The 22967-nt window shown below is 68.5% G+C and carries 18 protein-coding genes and 1 tRNA gene; 12 read left to right on the top strand and 7 right to left on the bottom strand.

Annotated elements, in window-relative coordinates:
• Positions 1–36 precede the first annotated feature (36 nt).
• Together ACFWM2_RS18295 and ACFWM2_RS18290 are read right to left on the bottom strand one after the other, a co-directional pair.
• Entirely contained in the window at positions 37–171 is a 135-nt protein-coding gene (locus tag ACFWM2_RS18295) for an SPW_0924 family protein (RefSeq protein WP_383280338.1), read from the bottom strand.
• Positions 172–316: 145 nt separating this feature from the next.
• Positions 317–1987 carry a lytic transglycosylase domain-containing protein gene (locus ACFWM2_RS18290; RefSeq protein ID WP_383280335.1) on the bottom strand — a complete coding sequence of 557 codons (1671 nt, stop codon included), beginning with the start codon at positions 1985–1987 and terminating at the stop codon, positions 317–319.
• Positions 1988–2273: 286 nt separating this feature from the next.
• Here ACFWM2_RS18290 and ACFWM2_RS18285 point away from each other — a divergent pair, with 286 nt between their 5' ends.
• Entirely contained in the window at positions 2274–3122 is an 849-nt protein-coding gene (locus ACFWM2_RS18285; protein ID WP_383280332.1) for a DUF4184 family protein, read from the top strand.
• A gap of 24 nt (positions 3123–3146) precedes the next feature.
• Here the strand turns inward: ACFWM2_RS18285 and ACFWM2_RS18280 are convergent, their stop codons facing one another.
• Entirely contained in the window at positions 3147–3674 is a 528-nt protein-coding gene (locus ACFWM2_RS18280) for a hypothetical protein (protein WP_383280329.1), read from the bottom strand.
• A gap of 641 nt (positions 3675–4315) precedes the next feature.
• Entirely contained in the window at positions 4316–7042 is a 2727-nt protein-coding gene (gene polA / locus ACFWM2_RS18275) for a DNA polymerase I (protein WP_383280326.1), read from the bottom strand.
• A gap of 125 nt (positions 7043–7167) precedes the next feature.
• Here polA and ACFWM2_RS18270 point away from each other — a divergent pair, with 125 nt between their 5' ends.
• The 8 genes from ACFWM2_RS18270 to ACFWM2_RS18235 all read left to right on the top strand — a co-directional run bounded on the left by ACFWM2_RS18270 (position 7168) and on the right by ACFWM2_RS18235 (position 16689).
• Entirely contained in the window at positions 7168–9447 is a 2280-nt protein-coding gene (locus tag ACFWM2_RS18270) for an FdhF/YdeP family oxidoreductase (protein ID WP_383280324.1), read from the top strand.
• Positions 9448–9508: 61 nt separating this feature from the next.
• Positions 9509–9997, top strand: a complete 489-nt coding sequence (locus ACFWM2_RS18265; RefSeq protein WP_383280321.1) for a PaaI family thioesterase — start codon at positions 9509–9511, stop codon at positions 9995–9997.
• A gap of 58 nt (positions 9998–10055) precedes the next feature.
• The gene (locus tag ACFWM2_RS18260) at positions 10056–10703 is read left to right on the top strand and encodes a hypothetical protein (RefSeq protein WP_383280318.1); all 648 of its coding nucleotides are present in this window, start codon (positions 10056–10058) and stop codon (positions 10701–10703) included.
• Between the two features lie 295 nt (positions 10704–10998).
• Positions 10999–12219 (top strand): branched-chain amino acid ABC transporter substrate-binding protein, encoded by a 1221-nt coding sequence (locus ACFWM2_RS18255; protein WP_383280315.1) that lies wholly within the window; start codon positions 10999–11001, stop codon positions 12217–12219.
• Positions 12220–12366: 147 nt separating this feature from the next.
• Complete coding sequence (locus tag ACFWM2_RS18250; protein ID WP_383280313.1) at positions 12367–13299, top strand: branched-chain amino acid ABC transporter permease; 933 nt, start codon at positions 12367–12369, stop codon at positions 13297–13299.
• 5 nt (positions 13300–13304) lie between these two features.
• On the top strand, positions 13305–15089 hold the full coding sequence (locus ACFWM2_RS18245; RefSeq protein ID WP_383280310.1) for a branched-chain amino acid ABC transporter permease: 1785 nt from the start codon (positions 13305–13307) through the stop codon (positions 15087–15089).
• Positions 15090–15094: 5 nt separating this feature from the next.
• The gene (locus ACFWM2_RS18240) at positions 15095–15976 is read left to right on the top strand and encodes an ABC transporter ATP-binding protein (protein ID WP_383280307.1); all 882 of its coding nucleotides are present in this window, start codon (positions 15095–15097) and stop codon (positions 15974–15976) included.
• Positions 15973–16689: an ABC transporter ATP-binding protein gene (locus ACFWM2_RS18235; protein ID WP_383280304.1), complete on the top strand. Its 717-nt coding sequence runs from the start codon at positions 15973–15975 to the stop codon at positions 16687–16689. The genes ACFWM2_RS18240 and ACFWM2_RS18235 overlap by 4 nt, the downstream gene beginning before the upstream one ends.
• 90 nt (positions 16690–16779) lie before the next feature.
• On the opposite strand, the gene ACFWM2_RS18230 is transcribed toward ACFWM2_RS18235, so the two are convergent.
• Entirely contained in the window at positions 16780–17439 is a 660-nt protein-coding gene (locus ACFWM2_RS18230) for an ANTAR domain-containing response regulator (protein WP_383280300.1), read from the bottom strand.
• A 103-nt stretch (positions 17440–17542) separates the two neighbouring features.
• Here ACFWM2_RS18230 and ACFWM2_RS18225 point away from each other — a divergent pair.
• Together ACFWM2_RS18225 and ACFWM2_RS18220 are read left to right on the top strand one after the other, a co-directional pair.
• A tRNA-Leu gene (locus ACFWM2_RS18225) sits at positions 17543–17617 on the top strand.
• A gap of 106 nt (positions 17618–17723) precedes the next feature.
• Positions 17724–18488, top strand: coding sequence for a transcriptional regulator (locus ACFWM2_RS18220; protein ID WP_383280298.1), 765 nt, complete (start codon positions 17724–17726; stop codon positions 18486–18488).
• Positions 18489–18493: 5 nt separating this feature from the next.
• Here ACFWM2_RS18220 and pyk read toward each other — a convergent pair whose 3' ends face one another.
• Together pyk and ACFWM2_RS18210 are read right to left on the bottom strand one after the other, a co-directional pair.
• Complete coding sequence (pyk, locus tag ACFWM2_RS18215; protein WP_383280295.1) at positions 18494–19930, bottom strand: pyruvate kinase; 1437 nt, start codon at positions 19928–19930, stop codon at positions 18494–18496.
• Positions 19931–20057: 127 nt separating this feature from the next.
• Complete coding sequence (locus ACFWM2_RS18210; RefSeq protein ID WP_383280293.1) at positions 20058–20768, bottom strand: SIMPL domain-containing protein; 711 nt, start codon at positions 20766–20768, stop codon at positions 20058–20060.
• 138 nt (positions 20769–20906) lie between these two features.
• Between ACFWM2_RS18210 and ACFWM2_RS18205 the strand changes: the two genes are divergently transcribed.
• Complete coding sequence (locus ACFWM2_RS18205) at positions 20907–22712, top strand: bifunctional metallophosphatase/5'-nucleotidase (protein WP_383280290.1); 1806 nt, start codon at positions 20907–20909, stop codon at positions 22710–22712.
• Positions 22713–22967 lie beyond the last annotated feature (255 nt).

Below are 22967 nucleotides of genomic sequence, written 5' to 3'. Positions count from 1 at the left end.
GGGCGTTCGCTACGGGCGCTCGCGGACGGTGGCTCGCTAAGGGTGCTCGGGGACGGTGGTGAGCATCGGCTTCGGTGAGGTCGTGCCGGACGGTGAGCCCATGGCCGTGAGGGTGAGCACCAGCACGAGCGCTACGGCGAGACCGGTCGCGGCGGCGATGAGGGCACGCATACGAGCCTCCCGGCGGACGGAGAACTGATACATCGTCAGGTCGGGCACCGTAGCAACGGCGGGCCGAGATGAGAACACGTTGCACACACGGACAGCGGCGCCCCTCCGTCCGGGGACGGAGGGGCGCCGCTGTGCGGTGCGCTTGTTACGAGGTGGCGGCGGCCACCGTCAGCTCCACGGTCAGCGTGGCGCCGCCGGTGGTGTTGATACGGAGCAGGAACGTGCCGGTCGCGTCGTCCGCGTACAGCTTCGGCAGCTTGAGCAGACCGTCGGCGTCCGTGGTGAGGCCCGTGAGGGTGCGCACGGTCTTGCCGTCCGCGTCCTTGAAGTAGGGGCCCTTGTCGTTCACGGTGGCGTCGTCGGCCGACTTGATGAGCGTCGCGGTGGCCGCGACCTTGTCCGCGGCGGATCCCTTGTACGTGGCCTTCACCTCGACCTGGTCCGCGAACTCACCGCCGGGCACGCAGGTCAGCGGGGTGTCGCCGGTGCGGGCGAGGGTGTCGGCCTGGCGGGGCGTGACGGTCGCCGTGTAGTCGAGGCCGGTCACCGCGCGGCCCACGACGGTGGCCCGGACGGTGAAGTCGCCGGTCTTCTCGCCCGCCTGGAGCGCGGGCGCGGTGGCCTTGCCGGCGGTGTCGGTGACGACCGTGGCGACGCTCTCACCGCCGGTGAAGGTGGCGTCCGTGTCCCCGACGATCGTGAACCGCACCCGGACCTTCGGCACGGCCTTGCCCGCCTTGGTCTCGGGCCGCGTGGTGATCTTCTCGCCGAAGGTGTCGCCCGCCGTCGCGGTGAGCTTGGCGGTCCCCGCATCCTCCAGGTGGTCCACCGTCTCGGTGGGGGTGGGCGGAGTCGGCTTGGGCGTGCCGGGTGTGCTCGGCGGCGGTGTGCTGGGCTTGCTCGGGGGCGTGCTCGGCTTGCTCGGCGGCGCGCTGGGCGTCGACGGCGTCGAGGGCGACGGGGTGGGGCTCGCGCCACTGGTGTCGTCGCTGCTGTGCGAGGGCAGGCTGCCCGTGCCGTCCGGCACCTCGTGAGTGCCCTTGCGGTAGAACTCCAGCCACGACAGCACCGTGTTGAGGTAGGCCGTCGAGTTGTTGTAGCTGAGGATCGACGCGTTCATCTGCGACTGGACCGACATGTCGTGGTCGAAGCGGCACAGGTAGTGGCCGGCGGCGAGGGCCGCGTCGTAGACGTTGTTGGGGTTCTTCACGCCGTCGCCGTTGCCGTCGCGGCCCGCCCACGCCCAGGTGGAGGGGATGAACTGCATCGGGCCGACCGCGCGGTCGTGCGTGCTGTCGCCGTCGTACGCGCCGTTGTCGGTGTCGCTGATGTTCGCGAAGCCGTTGCCGTTGAGGACGGGGCCGAGGATCGGCGTGAACGTGGTGCCGCTCGAGTCGACGCGGCCGCCGCGGGCCTGGCCCGACTCGACCTTGCCGATCGCGGCGAGGAGCTGCCAGGGCAGGTTGCAGCCCGGCTTGGACTCGCGCAGCGAGGCCTCGGCCTTCTTGTAGGCGTCGAGGACGGTCGCGGGGATGCCGGCTTCCGTACCCGAGGTGTCGGGCGAGCCGTCACTGCCCGGACTGGGCGTCGCCGTGGGGCTTTCGAGCGGCGGGAGGTCGGTGTAGTACCGCGAGTTGCCGGTCGCGCTGCCGTCGTCGGTCCCGTCGGTCGGGGACTCGGATCCGGTGGCCTGTCTGCCGGGGTCGTCGGCGGTCACTCCGGGTGCCTGGGACGCGGCCAGTGCCGCGACTGCGGCCGCTGCCACGGCGGTGGTTGCCGCCCCTTTGCGCAGCCTCCTACCGAATTGCGCCGCCATTGCGTGAACCCCTCCCGTGGACCGACCGCCCGCGCTGCGCGCGTTCTTCTCCTGCTCGACCGCGCTCCCCCGGCACGGTGACCCAGGTGACCCTACGACAACTTCCATCAGCGGGGCACCCGTTCGTGACCGTTATTCACCGGTTGGCCACACGCTCGCGGGCCCGGACGCAGGCCCGGGGCGCCCGGGCCGGATATTCTCATGCGTCCCTCATACTCGGCGTCCGTGACCGCCGGGGTCGGGCGGGTGCCGGCTCGGGGGTCAACGTCAGCCGCAGGGAGCCGACTTGCCTTTCACTCTCAGCCACGCGGCGGCCGTACTGCCCGCCGTGCGCGGCGACGGGACCGGTCGTGGCCGGCTGGTGCCCGCGGTGCTCATCGCCGGTTCGTTCGCTCCCGACATGACCTATTACGCGGCGAGTGTGCTGTCCGGGGCGATGGAGTTCGGCGACTTCACGCATTCCTTCACCGGGGTCTTCACCCTCGACGTACTCATCGCGTGGGCGCTCGTGGGGCTGTGGCTGCTGCTGCGCGAGCCGCTGGTGGCGCTGCTGCCCCGTGCCCGGCAGGGCCGCCCGGCGGCACTGCTGCGCTGCGGATCGGTACGGCAACGCCCGAGTCCAGCGCGGGCCCTGTGGTGGTACGTCTCCGCCGCGATCGGTGCGCTGACCCATGTCGTGTGGGACGCGTTCACGCATCTCGACCGGTGGGGCATGCGGCTCTTGCCCGTCCTGGGACGGGACTTCGCGGGCTCACCGCTGTACTGGTACCTCCAGTACGGCGGTTCCGCGGTCGCGGCCGTCGTCATCGCGATCTTCGTCGTCCTCGCGCTGCGCCGGGCACCGGCGTCCGCGCCGGTGGGGGTGCCGTCGCTGTCCGGGGCGGACCGCTGGCTGGCGGGCGCGGTGATCGGCGGCTGCGCGCTGGTGGGCGCGGTGCAGCGGGCCCTGCGCTGGTGGGCGTACTGGGGTTCCACCGCGGAGCTCCGGGAGCTGATCCCGACCCTGTGCTTCGGGGCGGGCGCCGGCCTGCTGCTCGGACTGCTCCTGTACGGCGTCGGAGTGCGGCTGTGGCGTCCGGCGCCCGCACGTCCCGTACCGCCTTGCCCGGAGCCGAGCCGGTCCGCCTCGCACTGACGGCGCCCGGCTGCCGGTCCGCGGCTACGCCGGGCAGCCGCCGGTGCTCCCGGCCTCGGTCGCCGAGCCGACGCGGGTGAGGATGGCGCCCAGGTAGCTGTGGCTCAGGTCGGTCCACAGGCGGCGGGCGGCGCCGTGGTCCGAGCCGCCGGTCAGGGTGCGCAGTCCGGCCCGCTGCCAGGCGGTGAGCCGGTGGTGCCACTCCTGGACCCGGCACAGGACTGCCTGCCCGAACAGCGTCGTGCGCCCTTCCGCCGGATCCTCCTGGCGCACGCTCGCGAAAGCGCAGGTCAGACGGCTCTTCCGGAGGCGTACCGGCTCGGGCTGGGCGACCTGCTCCTCCTCGGGCGACTCCGCCGCCCGCAGGTCCAGCGCCGCGCGGGCAGCGGGGCGGCGCTCACGTGGCGGTCGGCAGGGGGCGGGTGTCCGGGCGGTACTCGCACCGGCCGCGAACACCGGGACCGGTGAGAGCAGCGCCGACACGAGCGCCGTGGCGGCCGCGACCAGGGGCGTGGCTGTCGCCGTCCGGCGGGGAATCACGCATATACCCATGCCCGCATCCTTACGGTGCCCCGCGGCGGCGGGCGCCTTCGCGGGGGCCACGCGAGTGATGGCGGAGCGTGCCGTCCGCGCCTTGCCGGCGCGGGGGTGCCGTCCGCGCTTTGACCGGCACCGGGATGCCGTCCCCACCTTGACCGGCGCGGGGGTGCCCGTCCCCGCTTTGACCGGCGCGGGGGTGCCGTCCCCACCTCGACCGGCGTGAGGGTGCCGTCCATGCCTCGACCGGCGCGAGGGTCCCGTCCATGCCTCGACCAGCACGAAGGTGCCGCCGCGGGACCGGCCAGGTCAACGGTGGGCCTGAGCCCGCTGGTGGGTCGGGCGACGGAAACGGCATGGGCTCACCGGCTGACCCGGCGACGGACCGGGCCTGGACCTACCCGCGGGCCGGCAGCGAGACAGCGCCTGGACCCACCCGCGGGCCGGGCGACGGACGAGGCCCGAGCCCCGTCGGTGGGCCGGGGAACACCTGCGGGGCCGAGGCGCCGGCGGCCGCGCACACCCGGCGGGCGCTGGACCCCCGGGCGCCAAGCGACGGACGAAGCTCGGGGCCCCGGTGGACCGGCGACAGGGCCGGTCCCCGGGAGCCGTCCCGGGGGCTCAGGCCCCCGGGAGCCGCGCGTCCGGGCCGGAGGCTAGTGCGCCGCCGACTCCCAGTCGGGTCCCGAGCCGACGGAGACGTCGAGCGGGGCCCGCAGCTGCACCGCGCCCGCCATCTCGCGGCGGACGAGCTCCTCGGTCCTGGCGCGCTCACCGGGGGCGATCTCCAGGACGATTTCGTCGTGCACCTGGAGGAGCATCCGGGACTCGAGGCCGACCTCCCGCAGCGCACGGTCCACGTTCAGCATGGCGATCTTGACGATGTCCGCGGCCGTGCCCTGGATGGGCGCGTTCAGGGCCATGCGCTCGGCCGTCTCGCGGCGCTGCCGGTTGTCGCTGTTGAGGTCGGGGAGGTGACGGCGGCGGCCGAAGAGCGTCTCCGTGTAGCCCGTGGCACGCGCCTCGTCGACCACGCGGCGCAGATAGTCCCGTACGCCACCGAAGCGCTCGAAGTAGGTGTCCATCAGGGCGCGCGCCTCGCCCGCCTCGATGTTCAGCTGCTGGGAGAGACCGAAGGCCGACAGACCGTAGGCCAGGCCGTACGACATCGCCTTGATCTTGCGGCGCATTTCCGCGTCGACCCCGGACCGCTCGACGGAGAACACCTGGGAGGCGACCGTGGTGTGCAGGTCCTCGCCGGAGGTGAACGCCTCGAGCAGGCCCTCGTCCTCGGACAGGTGGGCCATCACTCGCAGTTCGATCTGGCTGTAGTCCGCGGTCATCAGCGACTCGAAGCCCTCGCCGACGACGAACCCGCGACGGATCGCCCGGCCCTCGTCCGTACGGACCGGGATGTTCTGCAGGTTCGGGTCCGTGGAGGAGAGCCGGCCCGTCGCCGCCACCGTCTGATTGAAGGTGGTGTGGATCCGGCCGTCCGCCGCGATCGTCTTGATCAGGCCCTCGACCGTCGACCGGAGCCTTGCCTGCTCACGGTGGCGGAGCATGATCACCGGCAGTTCGTGGTCGGTCTGCGCGGCCAGCCAGGCCAGCGCGTCCGCGTCGGTGGTGAAGCCCGTCTTGGTCTTCTTCGTCCTGGGCAGGGCCAGCTCACCGAAGAGGACTTCCTGGAGCTGCTTGGGCGAGCCGAGGTTGAACTCGTGGCCCACGGAGGCGTGCGCCTCCTTCACGGCCTGCTGGACCGCGCCCGCGAACATCTGTTCCATGGCTGCCAGATGCGCCCGGTCGGCCGCGATGCCGTGCCGCTCCAGCCGGGCCAGCAGCGCGGAGGTCGGCAGCTCCATGTCACGCAGCAGGTCGGCCGCGCCGACCTCCTGAAGCTTCTCGCCGAGCGCCGTACCCAGGTCGAGGATCGCGCGGGCCTGCACCATCAGCGCCTCGGCCTCGGCCTGGTCGTCCGTGCCGAAGGCGAGCTGGCCGTCGGCCGTGGCGGCGGGCGCCAGCTCCCGGCCGAGGTACTCCAGGGACAGCGCGTCCAGGGCGAAGGAACGGCGGCCGGGCTTGACGAGGTAGGCGGCGAGCGCGGTGTCCATGGACACACCCTCGATGGTCCAGCCGTGCTCGGCGAAGACCCGCATCGCACCCTTGGCGTTGTGCAGCACCTTGGGGCTGTCGGCATCCGCGAGCCACCGCGCGAACGCGTTCTCGTCGGCCTCGTCCACCTGGGACGGGTCGAACCAGGCGGCCGCGCCGTCGGCGGCGGCGAGCGCGACCTCGGCCACCGAACCCGCGCCCAGCGCCCACGCGTCGACCGTGGCCAGGCCCAGAACCGCCGTGCCGTGCTCGGCGAGCCACGGCTTCAGCTCGCCCGCGCCGAGCACGCTGCCGTCCAGCGCGACACCGGGGGCGGCCGGCTGGGCCGGCTCGGCCTCCTCCGCCCCGGGGTCGACGGCGAAGAGCCGCTCACGCAGTGAGGGGTTCCTGATCTCCAGGGTGTCCAGGACCATCGCGACGGTCTTGCGGTCGTACGCCGCGCGCTCCAGCTCCTCGACCGCCTTGGGCAGCTCCACGCTCCGCTCCAGCTCGGTGAGCCGGCGGTTGAGCTTGACGGCCTCCAGGTGGTCGCGGAGGTTCTGCCCGGCCTTGCCCTTGACCTCGTCGGCGCGCTCGACCAGCTCAGCGAACGAACCGAACTGGTTGATCCACTTCGCGGCGGTCTTCTCGCCGACGCCCGGGATGCCCGGCAGGTTGTCGGACGGGTCGCCGCGCAGCGCGGCGAAGTCGGGGTACTGCGCCGGCGTCAGGCCGTACTTCTCGAAGACCTTCTCCGGGGTGAAGCGGGTCAGCTCCGAGACACCCTTCGTCGGATACAGCACCGTCGTGTGGTCGGAGACCAGCTGGAAGGAGTCCCGGTCGCCGGTGACGATCAGCACGTCGAAGCCGGCGGCCTCGGCCTGCGTGGCGAGCGTGGCGATGATGTCGTCGGCCTCGAAGCCGTCCACCGCGAACCGCTCCGCGTGCATCGCGTCGAGCAGCTCGCCGATCAGCTCGACCTGCCCCTTGAACTCGTCCGGGGTCTTCGACCTGTTCGCCTTGTACTCGGTGAACTCCGCGGAGCGCCAGGTCTTGCGGGACACGTCGAACGCCACCGCGAAGTGCGTGGGAGCCTCGTCACGCAGCGTGTTCGCCAGCATCGACGCGAAGCCGTAGATCGCGTTCGTCGGCTGGCCCGTCGCGGTCGTGAAATTCTCCGCGGGCAGCGCGAAGAACGCGCGGTACGCCAGCGAGTGCCCGTCCATGAGCATCAGCCGCGGGCGGCTCTCGCCGGAGGTCTTCTCGGTCTTCTTCGATGCTGTATCTGCCACGCCCCCGATCCTGCCACGTGCCACTGACAGTCCGGACCGTCCCGGATCCGGCGCAGCGCTCGGCGTCATGGGTGCGTGCGAGGATCGACGGCGTACTTCTCATGTGCCTGCGAAGGGGTCCACCGATGGCCAGCAAGCCGCCCAAGGGCGATCCGGTTCAGGACGCGCCGCAGGTCGCCGAACCGAAGCACACCGCGGCCGGACTGCCCGCCATCGGCCACACACTGCGCATCGCCCAGCAGCAGATGGGCGTGCGCCGCACCGCGCTCACGCTCCTTCGCGTCAACCAGAAGGACGGCTTCGACTGTCCCGGCTGCGCCTGGCCGGAGCCCGAGCACCGGCACACGGCGGAATTCTGTGAGAACGGCGCGAAGGCGGTCGCCGAGGAGGCCACCCTGCGCCGGGTCACCCCGGACTTCTTCGCCGCGCACCCGGTGGCGGACCTGGCCGGCCGCAGCGGTTACTGGCTGGGCCAGCAGGGCCGCCTCACCCACCCCATGTATCTGGCGGAGGGCGCCGACCACTACGAGGCGGTGCCCTGGGAGCGGGCCTTCGACATCGTCGCCGAGGAGCTCGCCGCGCTCGGCTCCCCCGACGAGGCCGTCTTCTACACCTCGGGCCGCACCAGCAACGAGGCCGCCTTCCTCTACCAGCTCTTCGCCCGCGAGCTCGGCACGAACAACCTGCCGGACTGCTCCAACATGTGCCACGAGTCGTCGGGGTCGGCCCTGACCGAGACGATCGGCGTCGGCAAGGGCAGCGTCCTGCTGGAGGACCTCTACAAGGCGGACCTGATCGTCGTCGCCGGACAGAACCCGGGCACGAACCATCCGCGCATGCTCTCCGCGCTGGAGAAGGCCAAGGCGAACGGCGCCCAGATCATCACGGTCAACCCGCTGCCCGAGGCGGGCCTGGAGCGGTTCAAGAACCCGCAGACCCCCCAGGGCATGCTCAAGGGCGCCGCCCTCACCGACCTGTTCCTGCAGATCCGCCTCGGCGGCGACCAGGCACTCTTCCGCCTGCTGAACAAGCTCATCCTCGACACCGAAGGAGCCGTGGACGAGGACTTCGTACGCGAACACACCCATGGATACGAGGAGTTCGCCGCAGCCGCCCGCGCCGCCGACTGGGACGAAACCCTCACCGCGACGGGCCTCACGCGCGCGAAGATCGACGAAGCCCTGCACATGATCCTCGCCTCCCGGCGCACCATCGTGTGCTGGGCCATGGGCCTCACCCAGCACAAGCACGCCGTGCCGACCATCCGCGAAGTCGTCAACTTCCTTCTGCTGCGCGGCAACATCGGCCGCCCGGGCGCGGGTGTGTGCCCGGTGCGCGGCCATTCGAACGTGCAGGGCGACCGCACGATGGGCATCTTCGAGCGGCCCGCCCCCGCCTTCCTCGACGCCCTGGAGAAGGAGTTCGGCTTCGCCCCGCCGCGCGAGCACGGCTACGACGTCGTACGGGCCATCCGCGCCCTGCGCGACGGCGAGGCGAAGGTCTTCTTCGCGATGGGCGGCAACTTCGTGTCCGCCTCACCGGACACGGAGGTCACCGAGGCGGCCATGCGGCGCGCCCGCCTGACCGTGCACGTGTCGACGAAACTCAACCGCTCCCACGCCGTCACGGGCGCGCGGGCGCTGATCCTGCCCACCCTCGGCCGCACGGAGCGTGATCTTCAGGGCAGCGGCGAGCAGTTCGTGACCGTCGAGGACTCCATGGGCATGGTGCACGCCTCACGCGGCCGGCTGGAGCCCGCGAGCACACACCTGCTGTCCGAGCCGGCCATCGTGTGCCGCCTCGCCCGCCACGTCCTCGGCCATGAGTCCCGTACGCCCTGGGAGGAGTTCGAGAAGGACTACGCGACCGTGCGCGACCGCATCGCGCGCGTCATCCCCGGCTTCGACGACTTCAACGCGCGCGTGGCCCACCCCGGCGGCTTCACGCTCCCGCACGCCCCGCGCGACGCCCGCCGCTTCCCCACGGCCAACGGCAAGGCCAACTTCACGGCCGCCCCCGTCGAGTACCCGGCGCTCCCCGAGGGCCGCCTCCTGCTGCAGACCCTGCGCTCCCACGACCAGTACAACACCACGATCTACGGCCTCGACGACCGCTATCGCGGCATCAGGAACGGCCGTCGGGTCGTCCTCGTCAACCCCGAGGACGCCCGCGCGCTCGGCATCGCCGACGGCTCCTACGTCGACCTGGTCGGCGAGTGGCGGGACGGCGTGGAGCGACGCGCCCCCGGCTTCCGGGTCGTGCACTACCCGACCGCCCGCGGCTGCGCCGCCGCCTACTACCCGGAGACCAACGTCCTCGTCCCGCTCGACGCGACCGCCGACACCAGCAACACCCCTGCCAGCAAGTCCGTCGTCGTACGTCTGGAACAATCGGCAACCGACTGAGCGTTTGGTCACCACCAGTGATCCACGACGAAATGATCCACGACGAACGGAGTCGGGCCCGATGGGCGAGCAGCACACCGTGAAGTTCCCGCAAGAGGTCATCGACGAGTACGCGACCCTCGGCGTCGACCTGTCCGCCCTGTTCTCGGCGGGCTACCTCGGCACCCGCATGGGCCTGCAGATCATCGAGGCCTCCGCGGAACGCGTCGTGGCCACCATGCCCGTGGAGGGCAACACCCAGCCCTACGGCCTCCTGCACGGCGGCGCCTCCGCCGTCCTCGCCGAGACCATCGGCTCCGTCGGCGCCATGCTGCACGGCGGCAGCTCCAAGATCGCCGTCGGCGTCGACCTGAACTGCACCCACCACCGAGGCGTGCGCTCCGGACTCGTCACCGGCATCGCCACCCCCGTACACCGGGGCCGCTCCACCGCCACTTACGAGATCGTCATCTCCGACGAGAACGACAAGCGCGTCTGCACCGCCCGCCTCACCTGCCTGCTGCGCGACCTCCACCCCGGCGACGGACAGCCCGCCCGCACCCAGGACTGACCGAAACCTTCCCCGCCCGGGCCGCGCCACCTACCGTCTCCCCCATGAGGCTGCGGCCATGAGCGGCACCGGGCCCGTCGAACCCGCCGACCCCACCAGGGCGACGGCGGCCGACGACCCCACCGGCACCAACTCCCCCCGGGCGGAGCCGGATCACGACATCATCGGCACCGACTCCCCCCGCCTGTCCGACCGTTGGCACGCACTGCCGCCGCGCGTACGCCACGGCGCCCTCGCGGCCGGCGCCGTGGCCGCCGCGACCGCAGCCGTCCTGCTGATCCCGCAGCCGCCCGCCGCCGCACCCCCCGACCAGCCGCCACCACCCCGGCCCTCGGCCGTAACCGACGTCCGCTACCTGGGAATTGCCGGCACCCCGGCCACCGAACCAACCGGCGACTTCCTCTTCGAAGTCACCGTGCGCCACGGGCCCCCCGTCACCGTCGACACGATCAGCACCACCCTCACGGGACTCCGCACCCTCACCACCCCCGATACACCGTTCACCGTCCGCTCCGGAACAACCCAGCGGCTCACGGTGCACATATCCGTATCCCGCTGTTCCGGACTCCCCCTCGACCCCGAGCTCCCCATTCTCGACGTAACGCTGCGTAACACGGACGCAATACAGCAGCACAGTTTTATCTTCGGCGACCCTTACTCCCGCGATCTCTCCGCACTCCTCCACTCGACCTGCGACGACATCTAGGCGCACCCCCGCCCACGCACAACCGGAAGTGCGGATTCTCAAAATGTGGACTCTGCGGAATTCCCGCCAAACCGGCTGAGAGCCCCGTTCCGAGATGCTCACCAACCGGCACGTCATAACAAGAAAGTCACAAGCCAGCCCACGGCGATGCTGCCGCCCACAGACGGGCTTAGAGTCACGGCCAGTCACCGCGCCGCCGGGCGCGTCTGCAGCACGGCACCTGTACCACCCCAGTACGGCCCGGCGAGACACACGGCAGCTCAGCAGGGCTGCTGCGCCAGGGAGAGGATTAAACGTGCGACACCGTTCTTTGGTCATACTCACCTCCGTGCTCACCACGGGAGCACTCACGCTGACTGCCTGCGGTTCGCGCGACGACAACAAGGGTGGGAGCAGCAGCGGGGACACCGAGGTCGTCATCGGTGTCGACGCGCCTCTGACCGGCGCGAACTCCGCCACGGGCCTCGGCATCCAGGGCGGCGTCCAGATCGCCGTCAACGACGCCAACAAGAACAAGCTCGTCCCCGGCGTGAAGTTCAAGGTCGTCGCCCTCGACGACAAGGCGATCCCGGCCAGCGGCCAGCAGAACGCCACCCAGTTCGTCGGCAACGACAAGGTCCTCGGCGTCGTCGGCCCGCTGAACTCCGGCGTCGCCACCCAGATGCAGCAGGTCTTCGCGACCGCCAACCTGGTCGAGATCTCGCCCTCCAACACGGCGCCCGAGCTCACCCAGGGCAAGAACTGGCAGACGAAGAAGACACGTCCCTTCAAGACGTACTTCCGCACCGCCACCACCGACGCCCTCCAGGGCGGCTTCGCGGCCGACTACGCCTACACCAAGCTGAAGAAGCGCAAGGTCTTCGTCGTCGACGACAAGCAGACCTACGGCGCCGGCCTCGCCAAGCTGTTCAAGGCCGGCTTCACCAAGGCGGGCGGCAAGGTCGCCGGCGAGGACCACGTCAACACCGGCGACACGGACTTCTCCGCCCTCGTCACCAAGATCAAGAACTCCAAGGCCGACCTCGTCTACTACGGCGGCCAGTACGACGAGTCCGAGAAGCTCACCAAGCAGCTCAAGGACGCCGGCGCCAAGGTCCCGCTCTTCGGCGGCGACGGCATGTTCACCCCCACCTACATCGAGACCGCCGGCAAGACCTCCGAAGGTGACCTCGTCACCTCCGTCGGCCAGCCCGTCGACTCCCTGCCCTCCGCCGCCGACTTCATCAAGAAGTACAAGGCCGCCGGCCTCAAGGGCGACTACGGCACCTACGGCGGCTACTCCTACGACGCCGCCACCGCCATCATCAAGGCGATCGGCAACGTCGTGAAGGACGGCAAGGTCCCCTCCGACGCCCGCGCGAAGGTCGTCGACGAGGTGCAGAAGACCAAGTTCGACGGCATCGCCGGCCCCGTCGCCTTCGACGAGTACGGCGACACCACCAACAAGCAGCTCACCGTCTACCAGGTCGTCAGCGGCAAGTGGAAGGCCGTCAAGAGCGGCACCTTCGAAGGCTGACCGCACCACCGCTAGGGCCAATCCGACCCTGAACCGCCGGACACGTCCTAGGCACCACCCAAGGGCCGCGCGGCACTGACCACACGTCACCGCGCGGCCCGATTCATACGCCCTGCTCAACACTCCCCACCACATGGAGGCCATGCGGTGAACATCCTGCCGCAGCAGCTGGCCAACGGGCTGTTCCTCGGCTCGATGTACGGGCTGATCGCCATCGGCTACACGATGGTGTACGGCATCGTCCAGCTCATCAACTTCGCCCACGGCGAGATCTTCATGACCGGAGGCTTCGGCGCTCTCACGGTCTACTTCTACGTCCTGCCCGACGGCACATCCATGTGGATAGCCCTGCCGGCCATGCTCATAGGCGGCGGACTCGTCTCCGTCCTCATCGCCGTCGGAGCCGAACGCTTCGCCTACCGACCACTACGCGGCGCACCACGCCTCGCACCCCTCATCACCGCCATCGGCCTCTCCCTCGCCCTCCAGCAGGCCGTCTTCAACTGGTACCCGGACGCCAAGACCGACCGCAACTTCCCCCAGATCAACGCGGGCCCCTGGCACCTCGGCTCCATCAACATCAGCAGCGGCGCCCTCTTCGTCATCGTCGCCGCCCCCCTCTGCATGGCAGCCCTCGCCCTCTTCGTCAGCATGTCCCGCACCGGCCGCGCCATGCAGGCCACCGCCCAGGACCCGGACACCGCCCAACTCATGGGCATCGACACCAACAAGATCATCGTGATCGCCTTCGCCATCGGCGGCTTCTTCGCCGCCGTAGCCGCCGTCTCCTACGGCCTGCGATACGGCTCGATCCAGTACAACATGGGCTTCCAGATGGGCCTCAAGGCATTCACCGCAGCCGTCCTCGGCGGCATCGGCAACATCTACGGCGCCATGATCGGCGGCCTCGTCCTCGGCCTCGCCGAAACCATGGCCACCTCCTACATCGACGGCATCCCCGGCATGCAGCAGCTCGGCGGCGGCGGCTGGTCCTCCGTCTGGGCCTTCGTACTCCTCATCCTCGTACTGCTGTTCAGGCCACAAGGCCTAGTCGGCGAACGCGTCGCGGACAGGGCGTGAACACCATGGCAACCACCGAGAAGACCACGGCCCCAACCGTGCACACCCCGCGCGGCCTGATCGGACTCCCCCAGCCCGCCGCCCGAGCCCTCATCACCCTCGGCGCCGTCGGCACCATCGCCAGCACCTTCATGTCCTGGACCTACACCGCCGACTTCCCCGGGGACCTCACCTACTACGGCTCCCCCGCCGGACTGCAGATCCTCGACCTCGTCGCCGGCCTCCTCACCCTGCTCTACGCACTCACCCTCTGGAACGTCCGCGGCCTGCGCTGGCTCAACCCCGCAGGCGCCACCCAGCCCATCGCCCTCGCCGCCGCCGCCGCGTTCAGCGTCAGCTGGTTCAGCGCCATCGCCATCGCCGTCGACCTCAAAGGCCTCGTAGCACTCGACCCCGGCGCCTACATCGCCGCCGTCGCCTCACTCATCGCCCTCCTCGGCGCCCTCGCCCTCCCCAGCCCCGGCAACACCTTCAAGGACTGGGTCGGCAAAGCCGAAAACATCCCCGCAGCGAAAAAACTCCCCGGCTGGGGCGAACGCCTCGTCATCACCGCAGCCACCGCCATCGCCCTACTCGTCTTCACCTACGGCATCGGCGTCGACCCCGACGCCAGCGAAACGTTCATCGGCTACCTGCTCCTCGTCGTCCTCGGCGCCTGGGCACTCCTCGCCGCCGGACTCTTCGACCGCTGCGCCGAACTCAACGCCCGCCACCAAGGATTCGCCACCTCCATGGCGTTCCTCGCCGCAGCGATCTTCCCCTTCGTCGAGAAGAACGAACACAACGCCAACCTCGGCGTGAACATCCTCGTCGTCGCCACCGTCGCCCTCGGCCTCAACATCGTCGTCGGCCTCACCGGACTCCTCGACCTCGGATACGTCGCCTTCCTCGGCGTCGGCGCCTACGCCGCAGCCCTCGTCTCCGGCTCCGAATTCTCCCGCTTCTCCGGCGTCCAGTTCCCCTTCTGGGCCGCCATGCTCACCGGCATGGCCGCATCGCTCGTCTTCGGCGTCCTCATCGGCGCCCCCACCCTGCGACTGCGCGGCGACTACCTCGCCATCGTCACCCTCGGCTTCGGAGAGATCTTCCGCATCACCGTCAACAACCTCGACGGCGCCAGCGGACCCAACCTCACCAACGGCCCCAACGGCATCTCCATGATCCCCGACCTCAGCATCTTCGGATTCAACCTCGGGAACGCCCACGACATCGGCGGCCTCACCCTCGGCCGATTCGCGAACTACTTCCTGCTGATGCTGATCATCACCGGCATCGTCGTCGTCGTCTTCAACCGCGCAGCCGACTCCCGCATCGGCCGCTCCTGGATCGCCATCCGCGAAGACGAAACCGCCGCCACCGCCATGGGCATCAACGGCTTCCGCGTCAAACTCATCGCCTTCGCCCTCGGCGCCTCCCTCGCCGGCCTCGCCGGTACCGTCAGCGCCCACGTCGGCTACAGCGTCAACCCCGCCCCCTACCAGTTCGCCGGCTCCGTGCCCCCGAACTCCGCCTTCCTGCTCGCAGCAGTCGTCCTCGGCGGCATGGGCACCGTCAACGGCCCCATCCTCGGCGCCACCCTGCTCTACCTCCTCCCCGAGAAGCTCGGCTTCCTCAAGGAGTACCAACTCTTCGCCTTCGGCATCGCGCTCGTCATCCTCATGCGCTTCCGCCCCGAAGGCATCATCGCCAACCGCCGCCGCCAGCTCGAATTCCACGACACCGGCCAACTCGACATCCCCGAACAAGGCCTGCCCGACACCACCGTCGGCGTCACCAAGGCAGGGGCGTGACCCACATGACCACCACCACGGCCACCAGCCCCGTCCTCGAAGCCAAAGGCGTCACCATGCGCTTCGGCGGACTCACCGCCGTACGCAACGTCGACCTCACCGTCAACAGCGGCGAAATCGTCGGCCTCATCGGACCCAACGGCGCCGGCAAAACCACTTTCTTCAACTGCCTCACCGGCCTCTACATCCCCACCGAAGGCACCGTCGCCTACAAAGGCACCGTCCTGCCGCCCAAACCCCACCTCGTCACCGCAGCAGGCATCGCCCGCACCTTCCAGAACATCCGGCTCTTCGCCAACATGACCGTCCTGGAAAACGTGCTCGTAGGCCGACACACCCGCACCAAAGAAGGCCTCTGGTCCGCCCTCCTCCGCGGCCCCGGCTTCCGCAAAGCAGAAGCAACATCCCGCGAACGCGCCATGGAACTGCTGGAATTCATCGGCCTCGCCCACAAAGCCGACCACCTCTCCCGCAACCTCCCCTACGGCGAACAACGCAAGCTCGAAATCGCCCGCGCCATGGCCAGCGAACCCGGACTCCTCCTCCTGGACGAACCCACCGCCGGCATGAACCCCCAGGAAACCCGAGCCACCGAAGAACTCGTCTTCGCCATCCGCGACCGAGGCATCGCCGTCCTCGTCATCGAGCACGACATGCGCTTCATCTTCAACCTCAGCGACCGCGTCGCCTGCCTCGTCCAAGGCGAAAAACTCGTCGAAGGCACCTCCGAAGTCGTCCAAGGCGACGAACGCGTCATCGCCGCCTACCTCGGCACCCCCTTCGAAGGCGCCCCCGGCGCCGACGAACTCGCCGAAGTCGAAGCCGCCGAAGCATCCGGAGCGACAGGAGCACAGAGCACCACCAGCAAGGAAGGAAGCGCCCAGTGACCGCACTGCTCGAGGTCGAAGACCTCAAGGTCGCCTACGGCAAGATCGAAGCCGTCAAGGGCATCTCCTTCACCGTCGAAGCCGGCCAGGTCGTCACCCTCATCGGCACCAACGGCGCCGGCAAGACCACCACCCTGCGCACCCTGTCCGGACTCCTCAAGCCCAGCTCAGGCCGCATCCTCTTCGACGGAAAACCCCTCGCCGGAACGCCCGCCCACAAAATCGTCGCCCTCGGCCTCGCCCACTCCCCCGAAGGCCGACACATCTTCCCCCGGCTGACGATCACCGAAAACCTCCAGCTCGGCGCCTTCCTCCGCACCGACAAAGCAGGCATCGAAAAAGACATCCAGCGCGCCTACGACCTCTTCCCCATCCTCGGAGAACGCAGGAAACAGGCCGCCGGAACCCTCTCGGGCGGCGAACAACAAATGCTGGCCATGGGACGCGCACTCATGTCCCAACCCAAACTCCTCATGCTCGACGAACCCTCCATGGGCCTCTCGCCGATCATGATGCAGAAAATCATGGCCACCATCATCGAACTCAAAGCCCAAGGCACCACCATCCTGCTCGTCGAACAGAACGCCCAAGCAGCGCTCTCCCTCGCCGACCAAGGACACGTCATGGAAGTCGGCAACATCGTCCTCTCCGGCAGCGGACAAGACCTCCTCCACGACGAATCCGTCCGCAAGGCCTACCTCGGCGAGGACTGACCCCGTCCCCGCTCCCCCTTCGGGCATACGAAGAGGCCCGCACCCCTCGCCAGGAGTGCGGGCCTCTCGCCGTACACGCGCGAACCAGTCCTACTGGTCCTTCGCCGACTTCTTCTCCTCGGCATCCGCGATAACCGCCTCCGCCACCTGCTGCATCGACATCCGCCGATCCATCGACGTCTTCTGAATCCACCGGAACGCCGCCGGCTCCGTCAGCCCGTACTGCGTCTGCAACACCGACTTCGCACGATCCACCAGCTTCCGCGTCTCCAACCGCTGACTGAGATCCGCAACCTCAGCCTCCAACTGCTTCAACTCCGTGAACCGCGACACCGCCATCTCAATCGCCGGCACCACATCACTCTTGCTGAACGGCTTCACCAGATACGCCATCGCACCCGCGTCACGCGCCCGCTCCACCAGATCACGCTGCGAGAACGCAGTCAGCATCAACACCGGAGCGATCGACTCCTCGGCGATCTTCTCCGCCGCCGAGATGCCATCCAGCTTCGGCATCTTCACGTCGAGGATCACCAGATCCGGCTTGTGCTCCCGCGCCAGCTCCACGGCCTGCTCACCGTCACCCGCCTCACCCACGACGGTGTAGCCCTCCTCCTCCAGCATCTCCTTCAGATCGAGACGGATCAGCGCCTCGTCCTCGGCAATGACGACACGGGTCGTCAGCGGAGGCACGTGCGACTTGTCGTCGTCGGGCGCGTCTATGGGCTGGGGCGACTCGGGGGCGGTCACGGGGTGCTCCTCGTTCCAGGGCAGGCAAGTACTGCTCCCAAGAGCGTACCTAGCTGCGGTAAGGTGGTGACCCGAGGGGGCAGGGTCCCCCTTCCTTTCTAAGGCCCCAGTACTCCAACTGGTTAGAGAGGCCGCTCTCAAACAGCGGACAGTGTGGGTTCGAATCCCACCTGGGGCACTTTTCCTTCGATTCCATGGTTGCCACCCGGAAGCGGATGTCCACATTCTCGTGAACATCCGCTTTTTGCTGCGCACCGTAGCCCTTAGTCACGCAGAGTGGCCGCATGTACGACATGGGCACACGCAAGCGAGCTCTTGCTCTGGTCGACCAGGGGCGCAGCCTGAACTCGGTGAGCAAAGAGACCGGGGTCTCCCGCGCCGCACTCCGCTCCTGGCGGATTCGCATCGAACCCCTCGACCCGGGTCGCGGAAGCCCCTGTCCACGATGCTGCGGCATCCCCGAGGCACCCGACAATCCGGCTGCGTACTCCTACCTCCTGGGTCTCTACCTCGGCGACGGGTGCATCAGCGCGTTGCGAAGAGGCGTCTACTTCCTCCGAGTTGCGTGCGCAGATGCCTGGCCCGGCCTCATCGACGCCTGCGCCGAAGCTGTGCAGAGCCTTCGCCCCGCCAACAAGGTCTTCCGCGTCCAGCGTCAGGGGTGCCAGTACGTCACCTGCTACAGCAAGCACTGGCCCTGCCTGTTCCCCCAGCACGGTTCCGGTAAGAAGCACGCGCGCGTAATCGCTCTCGAACCATGGCAGCAGGGAATCGTCGACGACTACCCATGGGAGTTCATCCGCGGACTCATCCACTCCGACGGTTGCCGCATCACCAACTGGACAACTCGCGTCGTAGGCGGAAAGCCCAAACGCTACGAGTACCCGCGCTACTTCTTCACCAATGTGTCGACCGACATCATCCGGCTCTTCACAGACACCCTCGACAAGTTGGGCGTCGATTGGAAACAGCCCAACTCACGAAACATCTCCATCGCCCGCAAGGCCTCCGTCGCCCTCATGGATACCCACGTAGGCCCCAAGTACTGACGTCCCTACTTGGGGCTGTCGTCCTCGCCGATGTGGTGGACGCGGACGAGGTTGGTGGTGCCGGAGACGCCGGGTGGGGAGCCGGCGGTGATGACGACGATGTCGCCCTTGCGGCAGCGGCCGATGCGGAGGAGTTGTTCGTCGACCTGGTCGACCATGGCGTCGGTGGAGTCGACGTGGGGTCCGAGGAACGTTTCGACGCCCCAGGTGAGGTTGAGCTGGGAGCGGGTCGCCGGGTCGGGGGTGAAGGCGAGCAGGGGGATCGGGGAGCGGTAGCGGGAGAGGCGGCGGACGGTGTCGCCGGACTGGGTGAAGGCGACGAGGAACTTGGCGCCGAGGAAGTCGCCCATTTCGGCGGCGGCTCGGGCGACGGCGCCGCCTTGGGTGCGGGGTTTGTTGCGTTCGGTGAGGGGTGGGAGGCCTTGGGCGAGGAGGTCCTCTTCGGCGGCTTCGACGATGCGGGCCATGGTCCGGACGGTTTCGACGGCGTATTTGCCGACGCTGGTTTCGCCGGAGAGCATGACGGCGTCGGTGCCGTCGAGGACTGCGTTGGCGACGTCGCTGGCTTCGGCCCTGGTGGGGCGGGAGTTGTCGATCATCGAGTCGAGCATCTGGGTGGCGACGATGACGGGTTTGGCGTTGCGTTTGGCGAGTTTGATGGCGCGTTTCTGGACCATCGGCACCTGTTCGAGGGGCATTTCGACGCCGAGGTCGCCGCGGGCGACCATGATGCCGTCGAAGGCGGCGACGATGTCGTCGATGTTGTCGACGGCTTGGGGTTTTTCGACTTTGGCGATGACGGGGAGGCGGTGGCCTTCTTCGTCCATGATGCGGTGGACGTCGTCGATGTCGCGTCCGTTGCGGACGAAGGAGAGGGCGATGACGTCGAAGCCGGTGCGCAGGGCCCAGCGGAGGTCTGCTTCGTCCTTGTCGGAGAGGGCGGGGACGGAGACGGCGACGCCGGGGAGGTTGAGGCCTTTGTGGTCGGAGACGATGCCGCCTTCGATGACGGTGGTGTGGATGCGGGGGCCGTCGACCGAGGTGACTTCGAGGCAGACTTTGCCGTCGTCGACGAGGATGCGTTCGCCGGTGGTGACGTCGGTGGCGAGTCCGTCGTAGGTGGTTCCGCAGGTGTGGCGGTCGCCGGCTACGTCGTTTTCGACGGTGATGGTGAAGGTGTCGCCGCGTTCAAGGAGTACGGGTCCTTCGGCGAAGTTGCCGAGTCGGATCTTCGGGCCTTGAAGGTCGGCGAGGATTCCTACGCTGCGGCCGCTTTCGTCGGAGGCTTTTCGTACGCGTTGGTAGCGCTCCTCGTGTTCGGCGTAGGTGCCGTGGCTGAGGTTGAAGCGGGCTACGTCCATTCCGGCTTCGACCAGTGCTTTGATCTGGTCGTACGAGTCGGTGGCGGGGCCCAGAGTGCAGACGATTTTTGCTCGGCGCATGGTTTGAGCCTAGGCCTTACCGGTGGGTAGGGAATTGGTCGGGTGTGACTGCTCAACGGCCTTGGGGTGAAGCGCTCTTGACAAGTGTTGAATCGTGCGCCGGGGTGCTCTGATGAGCGTTTGGGTTTTACAGCGTTGGGGGCGCCATGGTGAATCGGGCGTTGACCTGGGCGTAGACGGTTTGGCGTTGGGGTTCGAGGTCGAGTGGTGCGGTTTCTTCGGCTGTGGCGTCGTAGGCCATGGAGCGCATGCCGCGGCCGGCGGTGGTGGGGTAGGGCTGGGTGTTCTCGGCGCCGATGTCGGCGAGTTCGACGAGGGCGGTGAGGGTGGTGCCGAGGGCTTCGGCGTATTCGCGGGCGCGTTGGACGGCTTCGCGGACGGCTTGTTGGCGGGCTTGGCGGTGGGCGGGTGAGGTGGGGCGCAGTGCCCACCAGGGGCCGTCGACCCGGGTGAGGTCGAGGTCGGCGAGGCGGGTGGTGAGTTCGCCGAGGACGGTGAAGTCGGTGAGTTCGGCGGTGATGTGGACGCGGCCGTGGTAGGCGTGGATGCGTTCGCCGCGGCCGTGTTTGGTGAGTTCGGGGCTGATGGAGAGGGCGCCGGTTTCGAGGCGTTCGACGGCTTCTGTGTGGCTTTTGATGAGGTCGAGGGCGGTGGTGTTGCGGCGGGTGAGGTCGGCGAGGGTGTCTTGTCGGTCGGTGCCGCGGGCGCTGACGGTGATGCCGATGCGGGCGATTTCGGGGTCGATTTCGAGGTGGGCTTCGCCGCGGACGGCGATGCGGGGGGCGTCGGGGGTGCCGTAGGGGACGGCGGGGCGGGGGTCGTCGGGGGTGGGGGTCATACGTCCCACTCTGTCACCGGGGGGCGGGTTGTGGTGGCCGGCGGTCATCAGATCGCAACCTGCGGGGCCTGTTCGGGGGTGTGGCGGGTGGGTCAGAATCTACGCGCGTCATCGACTTACGCCCGAGGAGTTGTGGACATGCCGTTGAACCGCCGGAAGTTCCTGAAGAGGTCCGCTGTGACGGGTGCGGGGGTGGCGTTGACCGGTGCGGTCGGTGCGCCGGCCGCTCGGGCGGCGGTGGCCGAGGGGGGCAGGAAGCACGTGAAGCGGTATGCGTTGACGGTGCTGGGCACGACCGATCTTCATGGGCATGTTTTCAACTGGGACTATTTCAAGAACGCGGAGTATTCCGACGCGGCGGGCAATGCGATGGGTCTGGCCCGGATCTCGACGCTGGTGGCGCAGATCCGCAAGGAGAAGGGCCGCCGTAACACTCTGCTGCTGGACGCGGGCGACACGATTCAGGGCACACCGCTGACGTATTACTACGCGAAGGTGGATCCGATCACCGCCAAGGGTGGTCCGGTGCATCCGATGGCGCAGGCGATGAACGCGATCGGGTACGACGCGGTGGCTCTGGGGAATCACGAGTTCAACTACGGCATCGAGACGTTGCGGAAGTTCGAGTCGCAGTGCGATTTCCCGTTGTTGGGTGCGAATGCGCTGGATGCGAAGACGTTGAAGCCGGCTTTCCCGCCGTATTTCATGAAGCGGTTCCATGTGCCGGGTCTGCCGCCGGTGAAGGTGGCCGTGCTGGGGTTGACGAATCCTGGTATCGCGATCTGGGACAAGGCGTATGTGCAGGGCAAGTTGACGTTCCCGGGGCTTGAGGAGCAGGCGGCGAAGTGGGTGCCGAAGCTGCGGTCGATGGGTGCGGACGTGGTGGTGGTGTCGGCGCACAGTGGTTCGTCGGGGACGTCGTCGTACGGTGATCAGTTGCCGTATGTGGAGAATTCGGCGGCGTTGGTGGCGCAGCAGGTGCCGGGGATCGACGCGATCCTGGTGGGGCATGCGCATGTGGAGATCCCGGAGTTGAAGGTCACGAACGCGAAGTCGGGGAAGACGGTCGTGCTGTCGGAGCCGCTTTGTTATGCGGAGCGGCTGAGCGTTTTCGACTTCGAGTTGGTCTTCGAGAAGGGGCGGTGGCAGGTCGAGTCGGTGGCGGCGTCGCTGCGGGACTCGAAGTCGGTCGCCGATGATCCGGAGATCACGAAGCTGTTGAAGGATGAGCATGCGGCGGTCGTGAAGTATGTGAACCAGGTCGTCGGTACGGCGACGGAGACGTTGACGACGGTGGAGGCGCGTTACAAGGACGCCCCGATCATCGATCTGATCACGAAGGTGCAGGAGGACGTGGTCAGGGCGGCGTTGGCGGGGACGGAGTATGCGTCGCTGCCGGTGATCGCGCAGGCTTCGCCGTTCTCGCGGACGTCGCAGATTCCGGCGGGTCAGGTGACGATCCGGGATCTGTCGGGCCTGTATGTGTACGACAACACGTTGGTCGCGAAGTTGCTGACGGGTGCGCAGGTGCGGGCGTATCTGGAGTATTCGGCGGAGTATTTCGTGCAGACGGCGGCGGGTGCGGTGGTCGACCCGGAGAAGCTGACGAATGCGAACAACCGGCCGGACTACAACTACGACTATGTGTCGGGGCTGCGGTACGACATCGATGTGGCGCAGGCGGCGGGTGCGCGGATCAAGAATCTGACGTTCAACGGTGCGGCGTTGGATGACGCGCAGCAGTTCGTGTTGGCGGTGAACAACTACCGGGCGAACGGTGGGGGTGCGTTCCCGTATGTGGCGTCGGCGAAGGAGTTGTGGTCGGAGTCGACGGAGATCCGGACGCGGATCGCGGAGTGGGTGACGGCGAAGGGTTCGCTGGATCCGAAGGAGTTCGCTTCGGTGGACTGGAAGTTGACGCGGGACGGCACGCCGGTCTTCTGACCGGGGTCGGTCCGTCCGTCCTCTGACCTGAGTCCGCTCGTCCTCTGACCTGAGTCCGTCCGTCCTCTGACCTGAGTCCGCTCGTCCTCTGACCTGAGTCCGTCCGTCCTCTGACCTGAGTGCGCTCGTCCTCTGACCTGAGCTCGTTTTCTGAGCGGGCTCCGCCTGTTTTCCGACCGGTGTTCATGCCCCGGGCCGCCTTGGTTGCGGCCCGGGGTTTTGTGTTGCGGCCGCTGGTCGGAGGGGGCTTGCCGG

Origin of the sequence: Streptomyces sp. NPDC058371 (assembly GCF_042723265.1) — a bacterium.
Classification (GTDB): Bacteria; Actinomycetota; Actinomycetes; order Streptomycetales; family Streptomycetaceae; genus Streptomyces.
This window is presented reverse-complemented; position numbering and strand designations above follow the sequence as displayed.